The organism is Streptomyces sp. NPDC058052 (assembly GCF_042885515.1).
Classification (GTDB): Bacteria; Actinomycetota; Actinomycetes; order Streptomycetales; family Streptomycetaceae; genus Streptomyces.
Genome location: NZ_JBHVRX010000020.1, coordinates 124792 through 151619, shown reverse-complemented (window position 1 = coordinate 151619; position 26828 = coordinate 124792). Strand labels below are relative to the sequence as shown.

Sequence of the window (26828 nt, the reverse complement as noted above, 5' to 3'; positions counted from 1 at the left end):
GGGACCCTGTGGGAGAGTAGGACGCCGCCGAACAATCATTGTGGGAAAGCCCCGCACCTCATGGTGCGGGGCTTTTCTGCGTTCACCGGGACTTTCGCGGGAACGGTTGTGAGGGATTCTGGGGGGTTCCCTCCCGGAGGGTGCCCCCCTTGTGCCGGGAGGTGCCGGCGGGGCGGTGGAGGGGCCGGTGGGGGCCTTCTCGCGGGTGCTTTCGGATGGTGCTGCCGCCTCCGTCCAGGGCGGTCCCGGGACGTGCGTACACGCGGGGCTCAGGAGGAGAGCGGGGAGAGGAACACCGGCCGGAACGGGGACAGCTCCCGTCCTCGGTGCCTTGAGGGCTCGAGGACGGGAGCTGTCGGGGGTTTCGCGGGGTGGGGCCCGTCAGTGCCGGGAGGGGGATTCCGCGGGGGTCTCGGCGGCCTTGGTGAGTTCCACGTCGAGGGACTCGCGGCGGATGCGCTGGTCCACGTAGAGAAAGACGGTGACGCCGGCCGCGACCGGGTACGTGAGGGCGCTGCTGACGATTCCGCCGACGGCCATCACGATCAGATAGGTCCAGGTGAGGGTCAGGCCGGACGCCGGGGCGCCCCCGTCGACGGCGAACGCGATCGCCGTGAACGGGATCGTCAGGACCATCGTGAAGACGGTGATGAGGAGCTGGGCCAGCACCGTGATGCCGAAGACGCGCCACCAGGAACCGGTGACCAGCTTCGCGGAGCGCTTCAGCGCCGCGACGACGCCCTGGCGCTCCAGCATCAGGGCCGGAGAGGCCAGGCTGAAGCGGATCAGCAGCCAGATGACGGCGAGGAACGCGGCCGTACCGCCGAGGAACGCCAGCGTCGCGCCGCCGGCGCCGCCGAGCAGCAGACCGGGGAGCATCGCCACGAAGGCGAGGAGCCCCGCGCCCAGCGGCAGCGCCAGGGAGAGCACGAGCAGCTGGGGCAGACGGGGGCTCGCTTCCCGCCACGCCTCGGAGAGGGTCACCGGACGGCCGAGGACGGCCCGGCTGACCACCACCGTGAGCAGGGCGCTGGTGAAGACCGAGGCGGCCACGGAAACCAGCATCGTCGGGCCCAGCTCGCTGACGGAGGCACGGAGATAGGCGGAGATCGCCTCCAGCTGCTCGGCCGGCGTCGCGTCCGCGTGCAGGGCCGGGGCCTTGGCGGACAGATAGCGCTGGACGAACATCAGGGCGACCTGAGTGACCACGGCCACCGGGATCGTGACCGCCAGCACCGTCCGCCAGTAGCGGCGGAGCGTCGAGACCGAGGCTTCGAGGATCTCGCCCACGGCCAGCGGGCGGAGCGGGATCACGCCCGGCTTCGGGACCGCCGGGCCGTGGCCGCCCCAGCCGCGCTGCGGGGGAGGCGTCGCCCAGGCGCGGCCGGGAGCCGGCGGGCGGTTGCGGCCGGGGGCCGGCGGGGACCACCGGCCGGCGGGCGGCTGGTCCTTCGACCACTGGGGAGCGGAGTCGTTCGGCTCCGTCGGGGAGGACTGCCCGGGGATCGCGGGGCCGTCCTGGCCGTCGGAAGGGGCGGATCCGGGCGTATTCCGGCCCGGAGTGTCGTTCACGGTCGTCCACCTCGGCGGATTGGGTCGCGGTGCCGGTCGGCGAACCGGCTCGGTCACGGCGGCCGTCCACGGGCGGGCGGCGGGCCGGCTGCCATCGTGTCATGAGGGGCCCCGCCGTGGCCCGGGGCGGAACTCCTTCTCGTACCGGGGTACGAAGGTTGTTCCGGAACGTGGGCGTTCGGCGCCCGGCGGGGTACGGTTCTGGGCGACCACGGGGGCACGGGGGTGACAGTCGTTACTGGCGGCGGGACGCGCGGACACAGGGAGTCAAGGCGCCCGTCCGAGACGTCGTCGCAGGTCAGTGAGGTATCTCACCAGCCGCCTTGAGACTGATACGGAAATGGGATGATGTCGATATGAAGGGACGCGTTCTCGTCGTCGACGACGACACCGCACTGGCCGAGATGCTCGGGATCGTGCTCAAGGGTGAAGGGTTCGAGCCGTCGTTCGTCGCGGACGGCGACAAGGCTCTCGCCGCATTCCGGGAGGCCAAGCCGGACCTGGTGCTGCTGGACCTCATGCTGCCCGGACGGGACGGCATCGAGGTGTGCCGGCTCATCAGGGCCGAGTCAGGCGTGCCCATCGTGATGCTGACGGCCAAGAGCGACACCGTCGACGTCGTCGTGGGCCTGGAGTCCGGGGCCGACGACTACATCGTCAAGCCGTTCAAGCCGAAGGAGCTCGTCGCCCGCATCCGGGCGCGGCTGCGGCGCTCCGAGGAGCCCGCGCCGGAGCAGCTCACCATCGGTGACCTCGTCATCGACGTGGCCGGGCATTCCGTGAAGCGGGACGGGCAGTCGATCGCCCTCACGCCGCTCGAGTTCGACCTGCTGGTCGCGCTGGCGCGCAAGCCGTGGCAGGTCTTCACCCGCGAGGTGCTCCTGGAGCAGGTCTGGGGCTACCGGCACGCGGCCGACACCCGGCTGGTGAACGTGCACGTCCAGCGACTCCGCTCGAAGGTCGAGAAGGACCCGGAGAGGCCGGAGATCGTGGTGACCGTCCGAGGAGTCGGCTACAAGGCGGGACCGAGCTGATATGAGCAAGGGCAGTGCTGCTCCGGAGTCCCGGGACCCCGGGGGCCGTACGGGGCGGGCTGCCGGACCGGGACGGGGGGGCTCGCGTACCGGCCGCCTGACGCGCGGAGGACGGCTTCTCCAGGACGGGACGCCGGGCGGACGGGTCTTCCGGATCGTCGCCCGGCTGGTCCGCCGGCCGCTGCTGCCGGCGATACGGCTGTGGCGGCGGAACATCCAGCTGCGGGTCGTCGCCGGCACCCTCCTGATGTCCCTCGGCGTGGTCCTGCTCCTCGGCCTCGTCGTCATCGGGCAGGTCCGCAACGGTCTGCTCGACACCAAGGAGAAGGCCGCCCAGATCCAGGCCGCGGGCGGGTTCTCCGCCGCCCAGGACCGGGCGGCGACCACGCCCTTCGTGCCCGGGCAGGACGGCGTACGGGCCGGATCCTCGGTGAACTGGCGCTCCACGCTCGTGGAGCAGCTCGCCAGCGGTGGCCAGAACGCGTTCAACGTGGTGGCGCTCTCGCTGGACTCCAGCGACACCGCGAGCCGCGGCGCCCGCGCCTCCGGCGAGGTCGACCCCGCGCGGTCCGTCCCCGCCGACCTGCGGCAGCAGGTGGCGCAGGGCAACGTGCCGTACCAGAAGTTCGGGCGCATCCACTACACCAGCGACAAGCAGTCCGAGCCGGGGCTCGTGATCGGCAAGCGGCTCAACGACGCCGAGGGCAAGCAGTACGAGCTGTACTACCTCTTCCCGCTGACCCAGGAGGAGGACTCCCTCGCCCTGGTCAAGACCACCCTGGCGACCGCCGGACTCTTCGTGGTGGTGCTGCTCGGGGCGATCGCCTGGTTCGTGGTGCGGCAGGTGGTGACCCCCGTGCGGATGGCCGCCGGGATCGCCGAGCGGCTCTCCGCCGGCCGGCTCCAGGAGCGGATGAAGGTCACCGGCGAGGACGACATCGCGCGCCTCGGCGAGGCGTTCAACAAGATGGCGTCCAACCTTCAGCTCAAGATCCAGCAGCTGGAGGAGCTGTCGCGGATGCAGCGGCGGTTCGTCTCCGACGTCTCGCACGAGCTGCGGACGCCGCTGACCACCGTCCGGATGGCGGCCGACGTCATCCACGAGGCCCGGGTCGACTTCGATCCCGTCACCGCGCGCTCCGCGGAACTCCTCGGCGACCAGCTCGACCGCTTCGAGTCGCTCCTCGCCGACCTGCTGGAGATCAGCCGCTTCGACGCCGGCGCCGCGGCCCTGGAGGCCGAGCCGATCGACCTGCGGCAGGTGGTGCGCCGGGTCATCGGCGGCGCCGAGCCGCTGGCCGAGCGGAAGGGCACCAGGATCGTCGTCGTCGGCGACGAGCAGCCCGTCGTGGCCGAGGCGGACGCCCGCCGGGTCGAGCGGGTGCTGCGCAACCTGGTGGTCAACGCCGTCGAGCACGGCGAGGGCAAGGATGTCGTGGTGAAGCTGGCCGCGGCCGGAGGGGCCGTCGCCGTCGCCGTACGCGACTACGGCGTGGGTCTGAAGCCGGGCGAGGCGACCCGGGTCTTCAACCGGTTCTGGCGGGCCGACCCGGCCCGCGCGCGGACCACCGGCGGTACGGGCCTCGGCCTGTCGATCGCCGTCGAGGACGCGCGGCTGCACGGCGGCTGGCTCCAGGCGTGGGGCGAGCCGGGCGGCGGTTCGCAGTTCCGGCTCACGCTGCCGCGCACGGCGGACGAGCCGCTGCGGGGGTCGCCGATACCCCTGGAGCCCGAGGATTCCCGGCGCAACCGGGAGCAGGCCGCCGGCCGGACCGCGTCGGTGCCGGCCCAGCCGGCCGGGGGGCGGCCTCCGCTGACCCCCGTGCCGCCGAGGATCCCGGCACCGCCGAGGGCGGCCGTCGACCCGGCGGCGCTGCCCGGCAGCGGGGCCCGGGTGGTGGCCCGGACGGCGGCGGAGACGGAGCACGGCCACGGCACGGGCGCGGCGGGGAACGCGGAGCGGGAGGACGGCACAGGTGGGCGCTGACGCGCGACTGCGGGCGGGGCGGGGACGGGGCGGACGGACGCTGGTGCTGGCCGCCTGCGGCGGACTCCTGGCGACGGGCTGCGCGGCCATGCCCGACAGCGGTGACGTCCAGGCGGTACGGGGGGCCAACCCCGGGGACTCGCAGGTGCGGGTCTACGCGGTCGCGCCCCGGGAGAACGCGGACCCGGACGAGATCGTCGACGGTTTCCTGGAGGCCATGACCAGTGACGACCCCGGCTTCGCGACCGCCCGCAAGTACCTGACCCAGAAGGCCGCCAGGAACTGGAAGCCGGAGCAGAGCATCACCGTGCTCAGCACCGCGCCCGACCGGCAGCCGGCCGACCGCAACGCGGACCCGGGGACCCAGGGCCGCGCCTACCCGATATCCGGCCGGACGATCGCGACCGTGGACGCCCGGCACGCGTACCAGCCGAAGAGCGCGGTGGAGTACGCGGAGGCGATCCACGTCGTGCAGGAGACCGACGGCAAGGAGAAGCGGTGGCGCATCGACGCCCTGCCGCCCGGCCTGGTCCTCGGTGAGGCCGACTTCCTGCGGAACTACCGGTCGGTCAACCGGTACTACTTCGCGTCCGGCGAGGACCTCCTGGTCGCCGACCCCGTGTACATCCGGCAGCGGCAGGACCCCGTCACCCGGATGGACCCGGTGACCCAGACGGTGAAGGCGCTCCTGGCGGGGCCCACGCACTGGCTGCGGCCGGCCGTCGACTCGCCCTTCCCGTCCGGCACGGAGCTGCGCAAGGGCGTCACCACGCTGACCTCGGACGACCAGTCCACGCTCAAGGTGCCGCTCAACGTGAAGGCCGACCGGTTCGGCGGCGAGGTGTGCCGGCGGCTGGCGGCCCAGCTGCTCGTCACGCTCGGCGACCTTCCCTCCGTACGGGTCGACCAGGTGGAGCTCCAGGACGTCGACAACAAGGTCGTGTGCCAGCTGGGGAAGGGGCAGGCGGCGGATTTCGAGGCGGTCCAGGACACCGGGCAGGCCGAGACCCCGTACTTCGTCGGCGAGGACGGCCGGATGATGGCGCTCACGTCCAGCGGGAAGGACTCGGTCCAGCCGACCGAGGTGCCGGGGCCGCTCGGCAAGGGCGCGGTGCGGCTGGGCTCGGTCGCCGTCGCCCGCGGCGGGACCCGGGCGGCCGGGGTCTCCGAGGACGGCGGTTCGCTCTACGTCTCCTCGATCACCACCGAGCAGGAGCAGCCGCAGGCGGTGCTCAGGAGCTCGGCGGGCGCCGCGGTGGATCCGAAGGACCGGCTCTCGCAGCCCAGTTGGGACGGTCGCGGCAATCTGTGGATCGCCGACCGGGCCAAGGGGCACCAGCGGCTGGTGGTCGTGCCCGACGGCACCGGCAAGTGGATCGAGGTCCGCGCGGACTGGCTGACGGACGACACCCGGGTCGAGTCGCTGCGGGTCTCGGCGGACGGGGTGCGGATCGCGCTCCTGATCACCCGCGAGGGGCGGACCACCCTCCAGATCGGCCGGATCGAGCGGCAGGACGGCATGGACGAGCAGGTCGTGTCGGTGGACGACCTCCGGCCGGCCGCGCCGCGCATGGAGTCGGTCTCGTCCGTCTCCTGGGCCGGGCCGTCGCGGCTCGTCGTGGTCGGCCGGGAGGCCGGCGGCGTGCAGCAGATCCGCTACCTCGAGACCGACGGCTCCACCTCCGCGAGTTCGGTGCTGCCGGGCCTCAACGGGGTCGACGGGGTGGCCGCGCCGTACCGGGAGAGCGAGCCGCTGATCGCCGCCTCCGGCAACGACGGGATCGTGCGGCTGATGCCGGGGGCCACCTGGCAGCCGGTGGTGAAGTCCGGGTCCGAGCCGGTCTACCCCGGGTAGGAGCGGTCCCGGGGGCTTGTTCGTCCCCGGGGTCCCCGGCCGGTCCCCGTTGTCCACAGGGCGTCGTCCACAGGGGTGGCGGGGGCTGCCGGACGTGGCCAGAGTGGTCGCATGCGGGGCTGGTGGCGCGAGATCTCCGGGCTGGTGCTGCCCGTCGCCTGCGAGGGGTGCGGGGCGCCTCGGGGCGGGCTGTGCGCGCGGTGCGCGGGCGAGCTGGCCGGGTCCGGGACGGGGGCCGTCCGGGTGCGGCCGGCGCCGGAGCCCGCGGGGCTGCCGGAGGTGCACGCCGCCGTGCCGTACGAGGGGGCGGTACGGGCGCTGCTGATCGCCCACAAGGAGCGCGGGGCGCTGGGGCTCGCCGCGGCGCTGGGAGAGGTGCTCTCGCGGGCCGTGGAGGCCGCCGTGGGGGAGTGCGGGGGGCGTCCGCTGCTCCTGGTGCCGGTGCCGTCCTCGCGGCGCTCGGTGCGGGCGCGGGGGCATGATCCGACGCGGCGGGTGGCGCTGGCCGCGGCGGCGCGGCTGCGGCGCGCGGGACGGCCGGCGCGGGTGGTGCCGGTGCTGCGGCAGCGGCGGGCGGTGGCGGACCAGGCGGGGCTCGGGGCGCGCGGACGGTGGGCGAACCTGGCCGGCGCGCTGGAGGTGGTGCCGGGCGGCGCGCGGCTCCTGGCGGCCGGACGGGTGGTCGTCGTGGACGACCTGATGACCACCGGCGCGACGCTCGCGGAGGCGGCGCGTGCCCTCAGGGTCGTACACCCTCCGTTCATCCCCGGAACGGCGGAAAGATCCCGCGGTGATTCCGCGCAGCACGAATTCGAACAGCGGGTGGCGGCTGTGATCGCATCATCTCCCGCTTCGTTCGAAATAAACCGGAACTCGCCAAGAACTTGGATCGTTGCAGGTGGTGAGAGGTGAAAGCCTCCGAATGGAGGTAAGTCTCGGCAGCGGGTGCCGACACCCGTCCGAAGGGGCTATGTTCGGTTGTGAGGGCGGACGAAAGTCCGATCCTTCGATGCATACATGGTTGCGCACAGGACAGGAGTTAAAGGCGAATTAACCTCTCGTCGACGGGGTGGCGATCTTGTCGACTGGGGAGGACGAGGTCGAAGTCGCCAAGTCCGAGCTCCGGTGGAACGCCGGGGCTGGTGCAAAGGGAGATGCCCGTCGGCCTAGGAGCCGGACGGGCGATCCGGGAACGGAGTTCTGCGTGGACATCGTCGTCAAGGGCCGCAAGACAGAGGTGCCCGAGCGGTTCCGCAAGCACGTGGCCGAGAAGCTGAAGCTGGAGAAGATCCAGAAGCTCGACGGCAAGGTGATCAGCCTCGACGTCGAGGTGTCCAAGGAGCCCAACCCGCGGCAGGCCGACCGGTCCGACCGCGTGGAGATCACCCTCCACTCCCGAGGCCCGGTCATCCGGGCGGAAGCGTCGGCCGGCGACCCGTACGCGGCCCTCGACCTGGCCAGCGACAAGCTGGAGGCCAGGCTCCGCAAGCAGCACGACAAGCGCTACACCCGCCGGGGCAACGGGCGGCTCTCCGCGGCGGAGGTCGCCGACGTCGTCCCCGGCGTCGCCCAGCTGAACGGCCACGGCGAGCTCGTCGCCGACGAGACCGGCGGCGAGGTGCCCACCACGATGATGGGCTCGATCGAGGTCCAGGGCGAAGGTCCGCTGGTGGTCCGCGAGAAGACGCACCGGGCCGCCGCGATGGGACTCGACCAGGCCCTCTACGAGATGGAACTGGTCGGGCACGACTTCTATCTCTTCGTCGACGCCGAGACCAAGCAGCCGAGCGTCGTCTACCGGCGCCACGCCTACGACTACGGCGTCATCCACCTGGAGAACGACCCGCTCGCCGAGAACAGCGGCGGCGCGGGCGGTGCGCTCGGCGGCTGACCCGTCGAACGGCTGACCGGCCGGCCCCGCCGACCGGTCCCCGCCGATCGGCCGACGGGCCGCCCGGAGGCCGGGCTGCGGCAGCGCTCTCCGCACACCGCGCCCGCACCGCACCATCCGCCACATGAGTACCGTCCGGTGCCCCTGGAGCGCTCCCCGCGCCCCCCAGGGGCACCCCTGTGCGCCCATGGGGCCACCCCGGGACCGCCGGGGCATGAAATCATGGCGCGCACGCCAACCGGTGCTTCCCGGGCAGTGGTTGGAGGACCGGAAATGAATTCAGGCCACGGCCTTCAGGGGGAGGAACGATGGCAGACAGCTTCGGCCCGGTGCTCAGCGGGCACGAGCGCGGCGCGCTCGCCCATGAGGGTGTTCAGGAAGGACCGGAATCGGCCAACGAGGTCTATCGCAAGGAGCCGATCCGGGTGCTGGTCGTGGACGACCACGCGCTCTTCCGGCGCGGACTCGAGATCGTCCTCGCGCAGGAGGAGGACATCCAGGTCGTCGGCGAGGCCGGCGACGGGGCCGAGGCGGTGGACAAGGCGGCGGACCTGCTGCCCGACATCGTCCTGATGGACGTGCGGATGCCCCGGCGCGGCGGCATCGAGGCGTGCACCTCCATCAAGGAGGTCGCGCCCAGCGCGAAGATCATCATGCTGACGATCAGCGACGAGGAGGCCGACCTCTACGACGCGATCAAGGCGGGCGCCACCGGCTACCTCCTCAAGGAGATCTCCACCGACGAGGTCGCGACCGCGATCCGCGCCGTCGCGGACGGGCAGTCGCAGATCAGCCCGTCGATGGCGTCGAAGCTCCTCACCGAGTTCAAGTCGATGATCCAGCGCACCGACGAGCGCCGTCTCGTCCCCGCGCCCCGGCTCACCGACCGCGAACTGGAGGTCCTCAAGCTCGTCGCGACCGGAATGAACAACAGGGACATCGCCAAGGAACTCTTCATCTCCGAGAACACGGTGAAGAACCACGTGCGGAACATCCTGGAGAAACTTCAGCTGCATTCCCGCATGGAGGCCGTGGTGTACGCCATGCGGGAGAAGATCCTGGAGATCCGGTAGGCGCCGGGCGCTACGCGTCCAGCGCCTTCGTGAGCGGCGGGGCCGCCTCCGGCGGGTCCACGCGCTCCACGCGGACCGCGTCGCAGCCGACCCACGCGGCGGCCTCGCGGAGCGCCTGGGCGACCGCGGGCACCGCCTTCGGGCCGTCCAGGGAGACCTGCTTGGCGACCAGGGTGCGGCCCTCGCGGGCCGGGTCCACGCGGCCGACCAGACGGCCTCCGGCGAGGACCGGCATCGCGAAGTAGCCGTGCACCCGCTTCGGCTTCGGCACGTACGCCTCCAGGCGGTGCGTGAAGCCGAAGATCCGCTCCGTGCGCGCCCGCTCCCAGATCAGCGAGTCGAAGGGGGAGAGGAGCGTCGTGCGGTGCCGGCCGCGCGGCTCCGTCGCCAGCGCCGCCGGGTCCGCCCAGGCCGGCTTCCCCCAGCCCTCCACCGTCACCGGCACCAGGCCCGAGTCCGCCACCACCGCGTCGAACTGCTCCGCCCTCAGCCGGTGGTAGTCGGCGATGTCCGTGCGCGTGCCGACGCCGAGCGCCTCGCCCGCCTGCCGGACGAGGCGCCGCACGCACTCGGTGTCGTCCAGGTCGTCGTGGCGCAGCGGCTCCGGGATCGCGCGCTCCGCCAGGTCGTACACGCGCTTCCAGCCGCGCCGCTCGGTGACGACGACCTCGCCGTACATCAGCGCCCGCTCGACCGCGATCTTGGTGTCGGACCAGTCCCACCACTCGCCCTTGTTCTTGGCGCCGCCGAGCTCGGTCGCCGTCCGCGGGCCCTCGGACCGCAGCTGGTCGATCACCTTGGCGTAGGAGCCGTCCGAGAGCGCGTGGTGCCAGTGCGGGCGGTCGCGGTAGGCGCGGCGGCGGAAGGCGAAGAGCGGCCACTCCTCGACCGGCAGGATGCAGGCGGCGTGCGACCAGTACTCGAAGGCGTGCCCCTCCGACCAGTACGCCTCCTCCACCGCCGGGCGGCCGACCGCGCCGAGGCGCGCGTACGGGATCAGTTCGTGCGAGCGGGCCAGGACCGAGATGGTGTCCAGCTGGACCTGGCCGAGGTGACGGAGCACCCCGCGGACCCCGGCCCGGCGGTCGGGGGCGCCGAGGAAGCCCTGGGCGCGCAGGGCGATCCGGCGGGCCTCGGCGGCGGAGAGGTCGGCGACGGGCTGGGGAGCGGGCTTCGGAGCGGTCGGCACGGTCGTCATGCGGAAACCCTAGGCCCCCGGACCGACAGTGCCGGGGGCCTCCGGGGCGGCGGTCGCCCGGGGGTCCACGGAGGCCGGCGCCTGCCGGGGCGGCAGGTACGGGACGGGGCTGGGCAGGCCGAAGTCGGAGGGGAGCAGCGAGCCGATCCAGGCGTCCCGGAGCGTGCCGTTGTGCAGCAGGCCCGCGCGCTGGACGCCCTCCAGGGCGAAGCCGACCCGCTCGGCGACGGCGCGCGAGCCGGTGTTGCCGATCTCGGCGCGCCAGATCAGCCGGACGCAGCCCAGGCCGGTGAAGGCCCAGTGGGCGACGGTCCGGACCACCTCCGTCATGTAGCCCTTGCCGCGCTGTCCGGGGGCCAGCCAGAAGCCGACCTCCCAGACGCCGGTGCCGCGGTTGTGCAGGCCGACGGCGGCGATCAGGGGGCCGCCGTCCAGCGGCTCGACGGCGAAGGCGTAGTCGGTGTCGTCGCGCCAGCCGTCCGGGACGATCCGGTTCAGGAAGAACGAGGCGGCCTCGCGCGGATACGGATCCGGCACGGTCGTCCAGCGGCGGATGGCGGGGTCCTGGCAGTGCGCGTACACGATGTCCTCGTCCTCGGGGACGAAGACGCGGAGCCGGAGGCGTTCGCTGGTGAGCGTGATGGGATCCATGCCCGGATTGTGGGGAGCGCGCCGGACGGAAGCGAACACTTTTCGGAAGGCGCGGCACCTTCCGACCACCTCGGGCGTTCTCTTTCCGGGCGGACGTGCGGCGGCTACCCTGCGGGCCTCCCTCCGTGAGGGTGGTCTCGCTTACGATGGCCGTTGCGGTGGGGACCACCTGCCGTGCCCGCGCTCGTGTCCGTGACAAGACCCAGTGCCAGGCCCGACCGGCAAGGAGACCAGCCTCAGTGTCCGTCTTCAACAAGCTCATGCGTGCAGGCGAAGGCAAGATCCTGCGCAAACTGCACCGCATCGCGGACCAGGTCAACTCCATCGAAGAGGACTTCGTCAACCTCTCCGACGCCGACCTGCGGGCCCTCACGGAGGAGTACAAGCAGCGGTACGCCGACGGCGAGAGCCTCGACGACCTGCTGCCCGAGGCGTTCGCCACCGTCCGCGAGGCGGCCAAGCGCGTCCTCGGCCAGCGCCACTACGACGTCCAGATCATGGGCGGCGCCGCGCTGCACCTCGGCTACGTCGCCGAGATGAAGACCGGTGAGGGCAAGACCCTCGTCGGCACGCTCCCGGCGTACCTCAACGCGCTCTCCGGCAAGGGCGTGCACCTGATCACGGTCAACGACTACCTGGCCGAGCGCGACTCCGAGATGATGGGCCGGGTCCACAAGTTCCTGGGTCTCCAGGTGGGCTGCATCCTCGCCAACATGACCCCGGCGCAGCGCCGTGAGCAGTACGGCTGCGACATCACGTACGGCACGAACAACGAGTTCGGCTTCGACTACCTGCGCGACAACATGGCCTGGTCGAAGGACGAGCTCGTCCAGCGCGGCCACAACTACGCGTGCGTCGACGAGGTCGACTCGATCCTGGTCGACGAGGCCCGTACGCCGCTGATCATCTCCGGCCCGGCCGACCAGGCCACCAAGTGGTACGGCGACTTCGCGAAGCTCGTCACCCGTCTCACCAGGGGCGAGCCCGGCAACCCGCTGAAGGGCATCGAGGAGACCGGCGACTACGAGGTCGACGAGAAGAAGCGCACCGTCGGCATCCACGAGGCCGGTGTCGCCAAGGTCGAGGACTGGCTCGGCATCGACAACCTCTACGAGTCGGTGAACACCCCGCTCGTCGGCTACCTGAACAACGCCATCAAGGCGAAGGAACTGTTCAAGAAGGACAAGGACTACGTCGTCATCGACGGCGAGGTCATGATCGTCGACGAGCACACCGGCCGTATCCTCGCCGGCCGCCGCTACAACGAGGGCATGCACCAGGCCATCGAGGCCAAGGAGGGCGTGCAGATCAAGGACGAGAACCAGACGCTCGCCACGATCACCCTCCAGAACTTCTTCCGCCTCTACGACAAGCTCTCCGGCATGACCGGTACGGCCATGACCGAGGCGGCCGAGTTCCACCAGATCTACAAGCTCGGCGTCGTCCCGATCCCGACGAACCGGCCGATGCAGCGCAAGGACCAGTCCGACCTGATCTACCGGACCGAGGTCGCCAAGTTCGCCGCCGTCGTCGACGACATCGTCGAGAAGCACGAGAAGGGCCAGCCGGTCCTCGTCGGCACCACCTCGGTCGAGAAGTCCGAGTACCTCTCGCAGCAGCTCTCCAAGCGCGGTGTCCCGCACGAGGTGCTGAACGCCAAGCACCACGAGCGCGAGGCCAGCATCGTCGCCCAGGCCGGCCGCCGCGGCGCCGTCACCGTCGCCACCAACATGGCCGGCCGCGGTACCGACATCAAGCTCGGCGGCAACCCGGACGACCTCGCCGAGGCGGAGCTGCGCCAGGCGGGTCTGGACCCGGTCGAGCACGTCGAGGAGTGGGCCGCGGCCCTCCCCGCCGCCATGGAGCGCGCCGAGAAGGCCGTGAAGGCGGAGTTCGAGGAGGTCAAGGAGCTCGGCGGCCTGTACGTGCTGGGCACCGAGCGCCACGAGTCGCGCCGTATCGACAACCAGCTGCGCGGTCGTTCCGGCCGTCAGGGCGACCCGGGCGAGTCGCGCTTCTACCTGTCGCTCGGCGACGACCTGATGCGCCTCTTCAAGGCCCAGATGGTCGAGCGCGTGATGGCCATGGCCAACGTGCCGGACGACGTGCCGATCGAGAACAAGATGGTCACCCGGGCCATCGCCTCCGCCCAGTCGCAGGTCGAGACCCAGAACTTCGAGACGCGCAAGAACGTCCTGAAGTACGACGAGGTCCTCAACCGGCAGCGCGAGGTCATCTACGGCGAGCGCCGCCGCGTCCTGGAGGGCGAGGACCTGCACGAGCAGATCCGCCACTTCATGGACGACACCATCGACGACTACATCCGCCAGGAGACCGCCGAGGGCTTCGCGGAGGAGTGGGACCTCGACCGGCTGTGGAGCGCCTTCAAGCAGCTCTACCCGGTGAAGGTCACCGTCGACGAGCTCGAGGACACGGCGGGCGACCGCGCGGGCATCACCGCCGAGTTCATCGAGGAGTCCATCAAGGACGACATCCACGAGCAGTACGAGGCGCGCGAGACGCAGCTCGGCTCGGAGATCATGCGTGAGCTGGAGCGCCGGGTCGTCCTCTCGGTCCTCGACCGCAAGTGGCGCGAGCACCTCTACGAGATGGACTACCTCCAGGAGGGCATCGGCCTGCGCGCGATGGCGCAGAAGGACCCGCTGGTCGAGTACCAGCGCGAGGGCTTCGACATGTTCACCGCCATGATGGAGGGCATCAAGGAGGAGTCCGTCGGCTACCTGTTCAACCTGGAGGTCCAGGTCGAGCAGCAGGTCGAGGAGGTCCCGGTGCAGGCCGGCGCGCCGTCTCTGGACAAGGGCGACGCCGTGCCGGCGGGCGGCCGTCCGGAGATCCGCGCGAAGGGGCTCGACGCCCCGCAGCGTCCGGACCGGCTGCACTTCTCCGCGCCGTCGGTGGACGGCGACGGCGGTGTCGTCGAGGGCGACTTCGGCGCGGACGGTGACGCGGAGGGCGACGGCATGACCCGCGCGGAGCGCCGCAAGGCGCAGAAGAACGCGGGCGGGCGCCGCCGCAAGAAGTAAGGGCGGCCCGAACCGTCGAAGGGCCCTGCCGGATCCGTCCGGCAGGGCCCTTCGTCATGGCTGGGCGCCGCCGCCGACGAGCCGGCCCAGGCCGTCCAGCTCGACGGAGGCGCAGCGCCAGCGGTGGTCGGGGCCGCGCTCCAGGCGGAAGGCGAGGGCGCGGACGCGGTGGCCGGCGGCGAGCGAGGCGAAGACCTCCAGGACGGTGTCGCCGGAGTGCGGCTGGGCGGCGCACCGGCGCAGGACCGGGCGGGGGCCGGGTCCGCGGACCGTGCTCCTGGGCGCGAGCCGGACCAGCTGCTCGTACGCCTCCCCGACGGTCAGCCCCAGCATCGAGTGCACCGGCCGGTCCCCGCTGAGCACCGCGAGCAGCCGCTCCGCGAAGGCGGTGTGGACGGGGAGGGCCCGGGGCGCCACCGCGCCGGCGCCGCACCCGGGCCGGCCGCCGGCGGTGCCCTGGGCGGGTACGGCGGCCCGTGGACGGCCACCGGGGCCGCCGGAGGCGCCCGCGTGGCGCGGGGCGCGTCCGCCGCGCCGGACGGCGGTCTGCGGGGCTCCGCGGGGCGCGGGGGCGGTGAGGGCGGGAGGCGCGGGAGGCGCGGCAGGCACGGTGAGGGCGGGAGGCGCGGGAGGCGCGGTGGGGGCCGGGCGGACGCCGGCGGGGTGGCCGGTGCCGGCCGGTGAGGGCGTGTGGGGGTGGGGGACGAGGGTGCCGGCGGGGTGGTCGGTCCTGGGCGGCGGGGGCGTGTGGGGGCGGATGGCGGGGGTGCCGGCGGGGTGGTCGGGCCCGGGAGGGGGAGCCGGGTGGGGGTGGGTGACGGAGGCGCGGTGCGGCATGGGACCCCTTCCGATGTGACCGTGTGATACCGGTCGGTAACTTTCCGTGGGGATCTTGTACAAGGCCCGTTCCGGCCGCCGCAAGGGTGGTGGAGGCGGCGGCGGACACGCTGAGTGATTCACCTATCAGGGCGGCGGCGGCCCACGGGTGGACATCCCGGGGCGGTGGGGCCGGACGTATCCTGAGGGCGTTTCCGACTACGAAAGCGGCCAGTCATGCGCGTGTACGTCCCTCTGACCCTTCCCGGTCTCGCACAGGCGCACAAGGCGGGCGAGCTGGGCCCCGGCCCGCTGACCGCCTACGCCGTCACGCCGGCGCTGCGCGAGTGGTACGTCTCCGACGACATCGAGGAGCTGGAGTACGCGGCGCTGAGCCGCGCCGCCGCCGCCTCGCTGCGGCTCGTCGCGGGCGACCCGGAGGCGCCGCGGCGCCGGGTGGTCGTCGCCGTCGACGTGGCCGACAAGGACGCCGCCGCGGACCCGGACCGCGGGCTCGACGCCGGTGCGATCGGCGAGGTGCGGATCGCCGCGGCCGTCGCCCTCGCCAAGGCCGCCGCCGTGCACGCCGACGCGGACGACGCCGAGGCGGACGTCACCGCCGCGGCCGCCGCGCTCGGCGCCGCCGACCTGGGCGACGACGACGCGCAGTTCGTCGTGGACGGGGCCGAGGACCACGAGCTGCTCTGGTTCGGGGTGCAGGAGATCCCCTCCCTCCTCCGCTGAGGCCGCGGCCTGTACCGTCGCTCCATGGGGAAGCAGCACACGGGGAAGCATCTGGTCTGGGACTGGAACGGCACCCTGCTCGACGACACCGGCGCCGTCATCGGCGCCACCAACGCGGCCTTCGCGGAGCTCGGCCTCGAACCGATCACGCTGGAGCGGTACCGCGAGCTGTACACCGTCCCGGTCCCGAGGTTCTACGAGCGGCTGATGGGCCGGCTGCCCACCGACGCCGAGTGGACCCTGATGGACGGGACCTTCCACCGGCACTACTGGGAGCGGGCCGAGGGGTGCGGGCTGACCTCGGGCGCCGCCGAGCTGCTGGCCGCCCGGCAGGCCGCCGGGGCCACCCAGTCGCTGCTGTCGCTGGCGCCGCACGCCGAGCTGCTGCCGCTGGTGCGGCGGTACGGGATCTCGGAGCGGTTCCTCCGGGTCGACGGGCGCCCCGACAGCTCCACGGACGGCAAGTCCGGGCACATGGTCCGCCACCTGGAGGCGCTCGCCGTCCCGTCCGAGCGGATCGTCGTCATCGGCGACGCCGCCGACGACGCGATCGCCGCCGCGCACGTCGGGGCGAAGGCCGTGCTCTACACCGGCGGCTCGCACAGCCGGGCCTCGCTGGAGCGGGTCGGCGTGCCGGTGGTCGACTCCCTGGAGGAGGCCGTCGCCGTCGCGGAGGAGCTCGCGTAGCCGGATGGACGGGGCCGCCCGCCGGGCGGCCCCGCGGGGGCGTCAGCCCTTGGCGCGCAGCACCTTCAGGAATTCGCGCATCCACGTCGGGTGGTCCGGCCAGGCGCGCGAGGAGACCAGCAGTCCGTCGACGACCGCCGCCGAGTCCTGGAAGTCGGCGCCAGCGGCCTGCATGTCCGGTTCGAGGGCCGGGTACGCGGTGACCCGGCGCCCCTCCAGGCCGCCGACCGCCGCCGTCAGCAGCGGGCCGTGGCAGATCTGGGCCACCGGCTTGTCCGCGTCGAAGAACGACTTGAGGATCTTGCGGAGCTCCGGGTCGTTGCGCAGGTACTCCGGGGCGCGGCCGCCCGGGATCACCACCGCCACGTAGTCGCCCGGGTCGACCTCCGAGAACGCCAGGTCGGCGGGCCAGGTGTAGCCGGGCTTCTCCGTGTACGTGTCGTAGCCGGGCTCGAAGTCGTGGACCACGAACCGGAGCTGTTTGCGCGCCGGAGCGGCGATGTCGACCTCGTACCCTTCTTCGAGCAGACGCTGGTACGGGTACAACACCTCCAGCGATTCCGCCGCGTCCCCCGTCACGATCAAGATCTTCGCCATGGTTCTCCCGGTTTCAGGGATGGTCGTCCGTCGTCGTGCTCGCGTCCACGCTGCACCGTTCCGCGCGATCCGCCAAGAGTGCATGTGTCGCTGTCCAGAACGTCAAACTTCCACCCCCGCTTTTGTACACATACGGCTCATGACGGGGCAGGGGGCTTGAGCGATAGGCTTTTCCCGTGATCAGCGCGATACGCCGCGGGGGCAGAGCGGCCCCCGGCTGCCGCCCGGTCCGCTCACGCGGCCGGGCCGAGCGTGCGTGCGCCGATCCCCTCCGTCCGGAATCGCCGCGCTTCGTGGCCGGTTTCCCTCCGGGCATCTCTCAGCCGGGCATAACGTCGACTTCGACCGGAATCACCGCGTCGAGGCGTTCTGCCCTACCCACCGACGTCACGCAACGGCGCGCGACAGGAGTCAGAGGACATGCAGACCAAGCTGGACGAAGCAAAGGCCGAGCTGCTCGAGAGGGCCGCCCGCGTAGCTGAGCACAGCCCGGTCGGGGGGCGACTTCCGACGGGCCCGGAGGGCGAGCGCCCGGACCGGGACACCGTGCTCGACTATCTCCAGCGCTACTACCTGCACACCGCCCCCGAGGACCTCACGGACCGCGACCCGGACGACATCTTCGGCGCCGCGCTGTCCCACTACCGGCTCGCGGAGAACCGCCCCCAGGGCACCGCGAACGTCCGTGTGCACACCCCGACGGTCGAGGAGAACGGCTGGACCAGCAGCCACTCCGTCGTCGAGGTCGTCACCGACGACATGCCGTTCCTCGTCGACTCCGTCACCAACGAGCTCTCCCGCCAGGGCCGCGGCATCCACGTCGTGATCCACCCGCAGGTCCTCGTCCGCCGTGACATCACCGGCAAGCTCATCGAGGTCCTGTCGACCCAGATCCACGGCGAGCTGCCGCACGACGCGCTCGCCGAGTCCTGGATCCACGTCGAGATGGACCGCGAGACCGACAGGGCCGACCTCAAGCAGATCACCGCCGACCTGCTCCGCGTCCTCTCCGACGTCCGCGAGACCGTCGAGGACTGGGAGAAGATGCGCGACGCCGCGCTGCGCATCGCCGACGGCCTCACCGCCGAGCCCACCGCCTCCGACCTGCGGCCCACCGAGGTCGAGGAGGCCCAGGAGCTGCTGCGCTGGCTCGCCGACGACCACTTCACCTTCCTCGGCTACCGCGAGTACGAGCTCGTCGACGGCGACGCGCTCGCCGCCGTCCCCGGCACCGGCCTCGGCATCCTGCGCTCCGACCCGCACCACACCGACGGCGAGTCCGGCCACCACGCCCACCCGGTCTCCCCGTCCTTCAGCCGGCTGCCCGCCGACGCCCGCGCCAAGGCCCGCGAGCACAAGCTGCTCATCCTGACCAAGGCCAACAGCCGCGCGACCGTGCACCGCCCCTCGTACCTCGACTACGTCGGCGTGAAGAAGTTCGACGCCGACGGCAACGTCATCGGCGAGCGCCGCTTCCTCGGCCTCTTCTCGTCCGCCGCGTACACCGAGTCGGTCCGCCGGGTCCCCGTCGTCAAGCGCAAGGTCCAGGAGGTGCTGGCGGGCGCCGGCTTCTCCCCGAACAGCCACGACGGCCGCGACCTGCTCCAGATCCTGGAGACCTACCCGCGCGACGAGCTGTTCCAGACCCCGGTCGACCAGCTCCGCTCCATCGTCACCAGCGTCCTGTACCTCCAGGAGCGGCGCCGGCTGCGGCTCTACCTGCGCCAGGACGAGTACGGCCGCTACTTCTCGGCCCTCGTCTACCTGCCGCGCGACCGCTACACCACCCGCGTCCGGCTGCGGATCATCGACATCCTCAAGGAGGAGCTGAACGGCGCCTCCGTCGACTTCACCGCCTGGAACACCGAGTCGATCCTCTCCCGCCTCCACTTCGTCATCCGCGTCGAGCCCGGCACCGAGCTCGCCGCCCTCACCGACGCCGACGTGGACCGCATCGAGGCCCGGCTCGTCGAGGCCGCCCGCTCCTGGGCCGACGGCTTCGGCGAGGCCCTCAACGCCGAGTTCGGCGAGGAGCGCGCCGCCGAGCTGCTGCGCCGCTACGGCAACGCCTTCTCCGAGGGCTACAAGGCCGACCACTCGCCGCGCGCCGCCGTCGCCGACCTGGTCCGCATGGAGGCCCTCGTCGCCAGCGGCAAGGACTTCGCGCTCTCCCTCTACGAGCCCGTCGCCGCCGGCCCCGGCGAGCGCCGCTTCAAGATCTACAAGACCGGGGAGCAGGTCTCCCTCTCCGCCGTCCTGCCGGTCCTCAACCGCCTCGGCGTCGAGGTCACCGACGAGCGCCCCTACGAGCTCCGCTGCGCCGACCGCACCCACGCGTGGATCTACGACTTCGGCCTGCGGATGCCGGCGCCCACCGGCAACGGCGGCGACTACGCCGGCGACGACGCCCGCGAGCGCTTCCAGGAGGCATTCGCCGCCACCTGGACCGGCGAGGCCGAGAACGACAACTTCAACTCCCTCGTCCTCTCCGCCGGGCTCACCTGGCGCGAGGCGATGGTGCTGCGCGCCTACGCCAAGTACCTCCGCCAGGCGAGCTCGCCGTTCAGCCAGGACTACATGGAGGACACCCTCCGCAACAACGTCCACACCACCCGGCTGCTCGTCTCCCTCTTCGAGGCCCGGATGGCGCCGGAGCGGCAGCGCGCCGGCACCGAGCTGATCGACGCCCTGCTGGAGGAGCTGGACGCCGCCCTCGACCAGGTCGCGAGCCTGGACGAGGACCGGATCCTGCGGTCCTTCCTCACCGTCATCAAGGCCACCCTGCGGACCAACTTCTTCCAGAGGACGGCCGACGGCACCCCGCACTCCTACGTGTCGATGAAGTTCGACCCGCAGGCCATCCCCGACCTGCCCGCCCCGCGCCCCGCCTTCGAGATCTGGGTGTACTCGCCCCGCGTCGAGGGCGTCCACCTGCGCTTCGGCAAGGTCGCCCGAGGCGGTCTGCGCTGGTCCGACCGGCGCGAGGACTTCCGTACCGAGATCCTCGGCCTGGTCAAGGCGCAGATGGTGAAGAACACCGTCATCGTGCCCGTCGGCGCCAAGGGCGGCTTCGTCGCCAAGCAGCTCCCGGACCCCGCCGTGGACCGGGACGCCTGGATGGCCGAGGGCATCGCCTCGTACAAGACCTTCATCTCGGCGCTGCTCGACATCACCGACAACATGGTCGCCGGCGAGGTCGTGCCCCCGCTCGACGTGGTCCGCCACGACGAGGACGACACCTACCTCGTCGTCGCCGCCGACAAGGGCACCGCCACCTTCTCCGACATCGCCAACGGCGTCGCGGAGGCGTACGGCTTCTGGCTGGGCGACGCCTTCGCCTCCGGCGGCTCCGCCGGCTACGACCACAAGGGCATGGGCATCACCGCCCGCGGTGCCTGGGAGTCCGTCAAGCGGCACTTCCGCGAGCTGGGCCACGACACCCAGACCGAGGACTTCACCGTCGTCGGCGTCGGCGACATGTCCGGCGACGTCTTCGGCAACGGCATGCTGCTCTCCGAGCACATCCGCCTCGTGGCCGCCTTCGACCACCGCCACATCTTCATCGACCCGAACCCGGACGCGGCCACCTCGTACGCCGAGCGCCGCCGCCTCTTCGACCTGCCCCGCTCCTCCTGGGCCGACTACGACACCTCGCTCCTGTCGGCGGGCGGCGGCATCCACCCCCGCACCGCGAAGTCGATCCCGGTCAACGCCCACATGCGGGCCGCGCTCGGCATCGAGGAGGGCGTCACCAAGCTGACCCCGGCGGAGCTGATGAAGTCCGTCCTCCAGGCCCCCGTGGACCTGCTGTGGAACGGCGGCATCGGCACCTACGTGAAGTCGTCGGCCGAGTCCAACGCCGACGTCGGCGACAAGGCCAACGACGCCATCCGCGTCGACGGCCAGGACGTCCGCGCCAAGGTCGTCGGCGAGGGCGGCAACCTCGGCGCCACCCAGCTCGGCCGCATCGAGTTCGCCCGCGTCGGCGGCCCCGAGGGCGACGGCGGCAAGATCAACACCGACGCCATCGACAACAGCGCCGGCGTCGACACCTCCGACCACGAGGTCAACATCAAGATCCTGCTCAACGGGCTCGTCGCCGACGGCGACATGACCGTCAAGCAGCGCAACAGGATCCTCGCCGAGATGACCGACGAGGTCGGCCGGCTCGTCCTGCGCAACAACTACGCGCAGAACGTCGCCCTCGCCAACGCCGTCGCCCAGTCGCCCTCCCTGCTCCACGCCCACCAGCGCTTCATGCGCCGCCTGGGCCGCGACGGGGCGCTCGACCGCTCGCTGGAGTTCCTGCCCAACGACCGGCAGATCCGCGAGCTGCTCAACAACGAGAAGGGCCTCAGCCAGCCCGAGCTCGCCGTCCTCCTCGCGTACACCAAGATCACGGTGGCCGACGAGCTGATCGGCACCGAGCTGCCCGACGACCCGTACCTGGCCGGCCTGCTCCACGCCTACTTCCCGACGCTGCTGCGCGAGAAGTTCGGCGAGGCCGTCGACGGGCACGCGCTGCGCCGCGAGATCATCACCACCATCCTGGTCAACGACACCGTCAACACCGGCGGCTCGACCTTCCTGCACCGCCTCCGCGAGGAGACCGGCGCGTCGCTGGAGGAGATCGTGCGGGCCCAGACCGCGGCCCGGACCATCTTCCGGCTCGGCGAGATCTGGGACGCCGTCGAGGCCCTGGACAACCAGGTCCCGGCCGAGGTCCAGACCCGGATGCGGCTGCACTCCCGCCGGCTCGTCGAGCGCGGCACCCGCTGGCTGCTCAACAACCGGCCGCAGCCGCTCGCGCTCGGCGAGACCATCGACTTCTTCGCGGAGCGGGTCGAGCAGGTCCGGGCGCAGCTGCCGGAGCTGCTGCGCGGCTCGGACGCGGAGTGGTACCGCTCGATCCTCGACGAGCTGACCGGCTTCGGGGTCCCGGAGGAGCTGGCCGTGCGCGTCGCGGGCTTCTCGTCCGCCTTCCCGACGCTCGACATCGTCGCGATCGCCGACCGCACGGCGAAGGACCCGCTGGCCGTCGCCGAGGTCTACTACGACCTGGCCGACCGCCTGCGGATCACCGACCTGATGGACCGGATCATCGAGCTGCCGCGGGCCGACCGCTGGCAGTCCATGGCCCGCGCCTCCATCCGCGAGGACCTCTTCGCCGCCCACGCGGCGCTCACCGCCGACGTCCTGGCCGCCGGCAACGGCACCTCGACGCCGGAGGAGCGCTTCAAGGCGTGGGAGGACAAGAACGCGGCGATCCTGGGCCGCGCCCACACCACCCTGGAGGAGATCCAGGGCTCCGACACCTTCGACCTGGCGAACCTGTCGGTGGCCATGCGGACGATGCGGACGCTGCTGCGCACGCACAGCTAGCCGTCGAGAGACGGCCCGGCCGCGCGACGCGAGGGGCCCCACCGGACAGCACTCCTGTCCGGTGGGGCCCCTCGCCGTGTGCGGGGCGCTCCCGTACGGGGCCGGCGGCTACTCCCGTACGGGGGCCGGCGGCTACTCCCGTACGGGGGTGACCGTCGACGTCCACAGGCGGACGGCGGCGACGGCGGCCGCGGCCAGCAGCAGGGCGTTGCGGAGGGCCATCACCGTCAGGCCCGCGGGGGTGCCGAGGACGACGTCGGCGTAGAGGACGGGGTACGCGAGGGCGCTGAGGGCCGCCGCGGGGAGCAGGAGCAGCGCCACCGGGCGCATCACGGTCCGGCGGGAGGTCAGGCAGACGGCGGCGAGGCCGAGCAGCCAGACCAGGTACTGGGGGCTGATCACCCGGCTCGTCACGGTGAAGAGCAGGACCACGGCGAGGGCCGCGTCGAGCGGGGTGGCCTCGTTCCAGCGGGTGGCGCGGAGTCGCCACAGCACCAGCCAGATCACGGCCGCGACGGTCAGCAGCAGGAAGAGGTGGCCGAGGGTGGAGACGTACGGGCCCACGTACTCGTAGGCGCCGTAGCGGATCTGCGCCGTCCCCGGCCAGAGACCGGCCGCGCGGGCGAGGGCGAGCGCGGTGCCGCCCAGGGACTCGATCTGGATGCCCCGGGCGCCCTGCTGGCGGAGGAAGCCGAGCGTGTCGGAGAAACAGAGCGCGAGCACCCCGAGGAGGGTGCCGGCGGTGACGGCGGCGGCCGTCCACGCCTCGCGGGTGGTACGCCCCCGGGGCGTGCCGATCAGCGCGAGCGCCGGCCACACCTTGACCAGGGCGCCGAGCCCGGCGAGCGCGCCGCCGAGCCGGTGGGCGGCGGGGGAGCGGCCCTTGAACAGCAGCAGGGCGAGGACGGCGAGGGCGGTGGCCTGGACGTCGTAGCGGGCGAGCGGGAGGTGGAGGAGGAGCGGCAGGGCGCAGACCCAGTACCAGGCGCCGTGGGTGATCCGGGAGCGGTCGGCGACGGCGAGTCCGAGGGTGATGACGGCGTCGGCGAGCAGGGTCAGGGCGACGAACGCCTGGGTGTAGCCGAGCCAGGGCATCAGCAGCCCCGGCGCCATGATCACGAGCCCGGCGCCCGGCGGGTACTGCCAGGTGGGGTCGGAGGGCGGGAAGGTCCCGTCGGCGAAGAGCCCGTACCAGTAGCGGTAGAGCAGCTGGACCTCGTGGCCCACCCCGCCGATGCCGAGGCTGTCGCCGGCGAGCAGCACCAGCATGCCCACGCGCGTGAGCAGCCAGACCGCGGCGAGCGCGAGGACCGGGCCGCTCCCGACGGTGACGAAGGTGGCGGACGTGAAGGTGTCCGACTCGAAGGGCGAGCGGGTCAGCGAGGGGGGCGAGGGGGAGGGGGGACCGGAGGCGCGGGAGCGGGGGCGATCGGGCGTCGTCACGCTCCGACCTTAGGTCCGCCATGTGTCATATGTCTTATTTGTCGGGCCTGATGGCGCCCGTCCTGGTGAACTCCTCGTACGCCGCCACCACCTCGTCCGCCGGCCCGTCCATGCGCAGCGTCCCCGCCTCCAGCCAGAGGGCCCGGTCGCAGGTGTCCCGGATGGTCGCGTTCGCGTGGGCGACGAGGAAGACCGTGCCCGCCGCGGCCCGCAGTTCCTCGATCCGGCGGCGGCTGCGGCGCTGGAAGCGGGCGTCCCCGGTGGCCAGGGCCTCGTCGATGAGGAGCACGTCGTGGGTCCGGGCGGTCGCGGAGATCGCGAAGCGCAGACGGGCGCCCATGCCGGAGGAGTAGGTCCGCAGGGGGCGGGCGAGGGGGTCGTCCTCCGGCCGGTCCGGCGTGGCGAGGCCGGAGAAGTCGACGATCTCGTCGTAGCGGGACGCGATCTCCTGGCGCCTCATGCCCATGGCGAGCCCGCCCAGGATCACGTTCCGCTCGCCCGACAGGTCGCCCATGAGGGCCGCGTCGACGCCGAGGAGGGCGGGGCGGCCGCGGGTGTAGATCGTGCCGCTCTCCACCGGCTGGAGACCCGCGATCGCCTTCAGGAGGGTGGATTTCCCGGATCCGTTCGAACCGATCAGGCCGATCGCCTCGCCGCGCCGGGCGACGAAGCCGACGCCCTTCACGGCGTGCACCCGGCGGCTGCCGCCGGGGCCGGCCGGCACGGTGTACGCGATGTGGACGCGGTCGGCGATGACGGTGGGGGCGGGCGGTGCGGCCGCCTCGCCGGTCGCGCCGGATGCTCCGGTCGCTCCGGTCGCTCTGGTCGCTCCGGTCGCTCCGGTCGCGCCGGATGCGCCGGATGGTCCGGACGCTGCGGCCGTCGTGGTCGCTCCGGCCGTCGTGGTCGGTTCGGTCGCTCCGGTCGGCGGGGTCGCCGTCGTCGTCTTCGCTCCTGTCTCAGCCACGGCCGTACGTCTCCTCCGCCTTCCAGAACCACACGAAGCCGCCCGCGAAGGCGAGCGCCGCCCAGCCGGCGGCCAGCGCCCACACGTGGGGCGGCAGGTTGTCCGCGGTGAAGCTGTCGACCAGGGCGAAGCGGACGAGGTCGATGTAGACCGCCGCCGGATTGCACTGGAGGGCGAGGACCACCCCGTCCGGGAAGCGGCCGCTCGACGCCATGGAGCCGATCGACCACATGACGCCGGAGACGTACATCCAGGTGCGCAGCACGAACGGCATGAGCTGGCTGATGTCCGGGGTGCGGGCGGCGAGCCGGGCGAGCGCGAGCGAGACGCCGGCGCTGAAGAGGGCCTGGAGCGCGATCGCCGGCACCGCGAGCAGCCAGCTCCACGTCGGGAACTCCCCGAAGCAGAACAGGATCACGACGAGCGCCCCGAGCGACAGCAGCAGCTGCTGGAGCTGGAGGAGCGCGAGGGAGAGGGGGAGGCTCGCGCGGGGGAAGTGCAGGGCGCGCACCAGGCCGGTGTTCCCGCTGATCGCGCGGGTGCCGGCGGTGAGCGTGTTGGCGGTGAAGGTCCACACGAAGACGCCGGTCAGGAGGAAGGGGAGGTAGTCCGGGACGCCGTGCTGGACGTCCATCAGGACGCCGAACATCAGGTAGTACACGGCCGCGTTGAGCAGCGGGGTCATCAGCTGCCACAACTGGCCGAGCCGGGCCTGGCTGTACTGCGCGGTCAGCCGGGCCGTCGCGAAGGCGGCGATGAAGTCGCGCCGGGCCCAGAGCTGCCGGACGTAGACGGGGAGGGAGGGCCGCGCGCCGCTGACGGACAGGCCGTGGCGGCGGGCGAGGGCCCGGAGGTCCTCGCTGGAGAGCGGCGGGGGCGTCGGCGGCGTCGGCGGCGTCGGCCGTGCGGTGGTCGCGGTCGGCGGCGGGGGCAGTGTCAGGGTCACGTGCGGGCGCTTTCGACGGAGGGCGTGGAGTGCGGGTGCCGTGCGGGGTGTCGGGTGGGTGGCCGGGTGGGTGGCCGCGTGGGGGCGTGGCGGCGCGCTTCGACACGTCGGGACGAGTGCGTTGCGTCGGGACGGGTCCGTATCGTCGTGAGGTGAGCCTAGGCCGCCTTCACGTCGGAACGCAACCGTCTCGTCGTGACGTCGGCGCTGGATAGGATGCGGTGCATGAGCACCCCCACGCCCCGTCGCGCTCCCGCCGGAGCCGCCGTGCTCCGCGAGGACGTCACCGAGGCCATCCGCGCCGCCGTCTTCGAGGAACTCGCCGCCGTCGGCTTCGCCCGGATGTCCATCGAGGGCATCGCGCGCCGCGCGGGGGTCGGGAAGACCGCCGTCTACCGGCGGTGGAAGTCCAAGCTCGCCCTCGTCCTCGACCTGGTCGGAGCCGTCGCCGCGCAGGGTCTCCCGGCGCCGGCCACCGGCTCGCTGGAGGGGGACGTACGCGCCCTCCTCACCGTCGCCTCGCACGCCCTGCGCCACCCGATCGCCTCACAGGTCATCCCCGAGCTCCTCGTCGAGGCCGCGCGGCAGCCCGAGATCGTCGAGCCCGTCCGCACGGCGCTCCTCGACGGGCAGGAGGGCGTCGTCGCCCAGATCGTCCGCGAGGCGGTGGCCCGCGGCGAACTCCCCGAGGGCACCGATCCCGGCCGCGCCCTCGACCTCGTCGTGGGACCCCTCTACTGGCGCCTCGTCGTCGTCCGCACGGACCTCCCGAAGGGCTACGTGGACGACCTCGCCCGCGCGGCGGTGGCGGGTCTGCGGACGCTGCCGCCGGGGGCCTGACGGAGGTCTGACGGGGCCTCATGAGGGCCGGAGGAGCCTGATGGGCCCTGACCGGGCCCGACGCGGCTGACGGGGTCGGGCGGGGGCCCGAGCGGGGTCGG

At 72.5% G+C, this 26828-nt stretch carries 19 protein-coding genes; 11 read left to right on the top strand and 8 right to left on the bottom strand.

The annotated features are described in order from the left end of the window. Positions 1–381: 381 nt before the first annotated feature. Positions 382–1572: a glycerophosphoryl diester phosphodiesterase membrane domain-containing protein gene (locus ACFVU3_RS25925; protein ID WP_390069744.1), complete on the bottom strand. Its 1191-nt coding sequence runs from the start codon at positions 1570–1572 to the stop codon at positions 382–384. Between the two features lie 356 nt (positions 1573–1928). Between ACFVU3_RS25925 and mtrA the strand changes: the two genes are divergently transcribed. The 6 genes from mtrA (at position 1929) to ACFVU3_RS25895 (ending at position 9412) form a co-directional block, all read left to right on the top strand. Further along, positions 1929–2606 (top strand): two-component system response regulator MtrA, encoded by a 678-nt coding sequence (gene mtrA / locus ACFVU3_RS25920; RefSeq protein ID WP_030498730.1) that lies wholly within the window; start codon positions 1929–1931, stop codon positions 2604–2606. A gap of 1 nt (position 2607) precedes the next feature. Beyond that, on the top strand, positions 2608–4593 hold the full coding sequence (gene mtrB, locus ACFVU3_RS25915; RefSeq protein ID WP_390069742.1) for an MtrAB system histidine kinase MtrB: 1986 nt from the start codon (positions 2608–2610) through the stop codon (positions 4591–4593). Beyond that, the gene (locus ACFVU3_RS25910; RefSeq protein ID WP_390069740.1) at positions 4583–6448 is read left to right on the top strand and encodes an LpqB family beta-propeller domain-containing protein; all 1866 of its coding nucleotides are present in this window, start codon (positions 4583–4585) and stop codon (positions 6446–6448) included. Before mtrB ends, ACFVU3_RS25910 begins: the two co-directional genes overlap by 11 nt. Before the next feature lie 111 nt (positions 6449–6559). Then, positions 6560–7360, top strand: coding sequence for a ComF family protein (locus ACFVU3_RS25905; RefSeq protein WP_390069738.1), 801 nt, complete (start codon positions 6560–6562; stop codon positions 7358–7360). A gap of 292 nt (positions 7361–7652) precedes the next feature. Then, complete coding sequence (hpf, locus tag ACFVU3_RS25900; RefSeq protein ID WP_390069736.1) at positions 7653–8339, top strand: ribosome hibernation-promoting factor, HPF/YfiA family; 687 nt, start codon at positions 7653–7655, stop codon at positions 8337–8339. Positions 8340–8647: 308 nt separating this feature from the next. After that, complete coding sequence (locus ACFVU3_RS25895; RefSeq protein ID WP_390069734.1) at positions 8648–9412, top strand: response regulator; 765 nt, start codon at positions 8648–8650, stop codon at positions 9410–9412. A 10-nt stretch (positions 9413–9422) separates the two neighbouring features. On the opposite strand, the gene ACFVU3_RS25890 is transcribed toward ACFVU3_RS25895, so the two are convergent. Then, complete coding sequence (locus tag ACFVU3_RS25890) at positions 9423–10610, bottom strand: winged helix-turn-helix domain-containing protein (protein ID WP_390069732.1); 1188 nt, start codon at positions 10608–10610, stop codon at positions 9423–9425. Between the two features lie 9 nt (positions 10611–10619). Beyond that, positions 10620–11261, bottom strand: a complete 642-nt coding sequence (locus tag ACFVU3_RS25885; protein ID WP_390069730.1) for a GNAT family N-acetyltransferase — start codon at positions 11259–11261, stop codon at positions 10620–10622. A 239-nt stretch (positions 11262–11500) separates the two neighbouring features. On the opposite strand from ACFVU3_RS25885, the gene secA reads away from it, so the two are divergent. Beyond that, entirely contained in the window at positions 11501–14305 is a 2805-nt protein-coding gene (gene secA, locus ACFVU3_RS25880) for a preprotein translocase subunit SecA (RefSeq protein ID WP_390069728.1), read from the top strand. 54 nt (positions 14306–14359) lie between these two features. Here the strand turns inward: secA and ACFVU3_RS25875 are convergent, their stop codons facing one another. Next, entirely contained in the window at positions 14360–15142 is a 783-nt protein-coding gene (locus ACFVU3_RS25875; protein WP_390069726.1) for an Rv3235 family protein, read from the bottom strand. Between the two features lie 216 nt (positions 15143–15358). Between ACFVU3_RS25875 and ACFVU3_RS25870 the strand changes: the two genes are divergently transcribed. Both ACFVU3_RS25870 and ACFVU3_RS25865 read left to right on the top strand, forming a co-directional pair. Next, positions 15359–15865: a DUF6912 family protein gene (locus tag ACFVU3_RS25870; protein WP_390069724.1), complete on the top strand. Its 507-nt coding sequence runs from the start codon at positions 15359–15361 to the stop codon at positions 15863–15865. A gap of 24 nt (positions 15866–15889) precedes the next feature. After that, positions 15890–16552 carry an HAD family hydrolase gene (locus tag ACFVU3_RS25865; protein WP_390069722.1) on the top strand — a complete coding sequence of 221 codons (663 nt, stop codon included), beginning with the start codon at positions 15890–15892 and terminating at the stop codon, positions 16550–16552. A 42-nt stretch (positions 16553–16594) separates the two neighbouring features. Here the strand turns inward: ACFVU3_RS25865 and ACFVU3_RS25860 are convergent, their stop codons facing one another. After that, positions 16595–17149, bottom strand: a complete 555-nt coding sequence (locus tag ACFVU3_RS25860) for a DJ-1/PfpI family protein (protein WP_383463926.1) — start codon at positions 17147–17149, stop codon at positions 16595–16597. A gap of 420 nt (positions 17150–17569) precedes the next feature. Here ACFVU3_RS25860 and ACFVU3_RS25855 point away from each other — a divergent pair, with 420 nt between their 5' ends. Then, entirely contained in the window at positions 17570–22531 is a 4962-nt protein-coding gene (locus tag ACFVU3_RS25855; protein WP_390069720.1) for an NAD-glutamate dehydrogenase, read from the top strand. Between the two features lie 132 nt (positions 22532–22663). Here ACFVU3_RS25855 and ACFVU3_RS25850 read toward each other — a convergent pair whose 3' ends face one another. The 3 genes from ACFVU3_RS25850 to ACFVU3_RS25840 all read right to left on the bottom strand — a co-directional run bounded on the left by ACFVU3_RS25850 (position 22664) and on the right by ACFVU3_RS25840 (position 25881). Beyond that, positions 22664–23974 carry a glycosyltransferase 87 family protein gene (locus ACFVU3_RS25850; RefSeq protein WP_390069718.1) on the bottom strand — a complete coding sequence of 437 codons (1311 nt, stop codon included), beginning with the start codon at positions 23972–23974 and terminating at the stop codon, positions 22664–22666. Positions 23975–24008: 34 nt separating this feature from the next. Continuing rightward, complete coding sequence (locus ACFVU3_RS25845) at positions 24009–24728, bottom strand: ABC transporter ATP-binding protein (RefSeq protein WP_390069760.1); 720 nt, start codon at positions 24726–24728, stop codon at positions 24009–24011. Between the two features lie 205 nt (positions 24729–24933). Then, on the bottom strand, positions 24934–25881 hold the full coding sequence (locus ACFVU3_RS25840) for an ABC transporter permease (RefSeq protein WP_390069758.1): 948 nt from the start codon (positions 25879–25881) through the stop codon (positions 24934–24936). A gap of 222 nt (positions 25882–26103) precedes the next feature. Between ACFVU3_RS25840 and ACFVU3_RS25835 the strand changes: the two genes are divergently transcribed. Further along, positions 26104–26727 carry a TetR/AcrR family transcriptional regulator gene (locus tag ACFVU3_RS25835; RefSeq protein WP_390069716.1) on the top strand — a complete coding sequence of 208 codons (624 nt, stop codon included), beginning with the start codon at positions 26104–26106 and terminating at the stop codon, positions 26725–26727. Positions 26728–26828 lie beyond the last annotated feature (101 nt).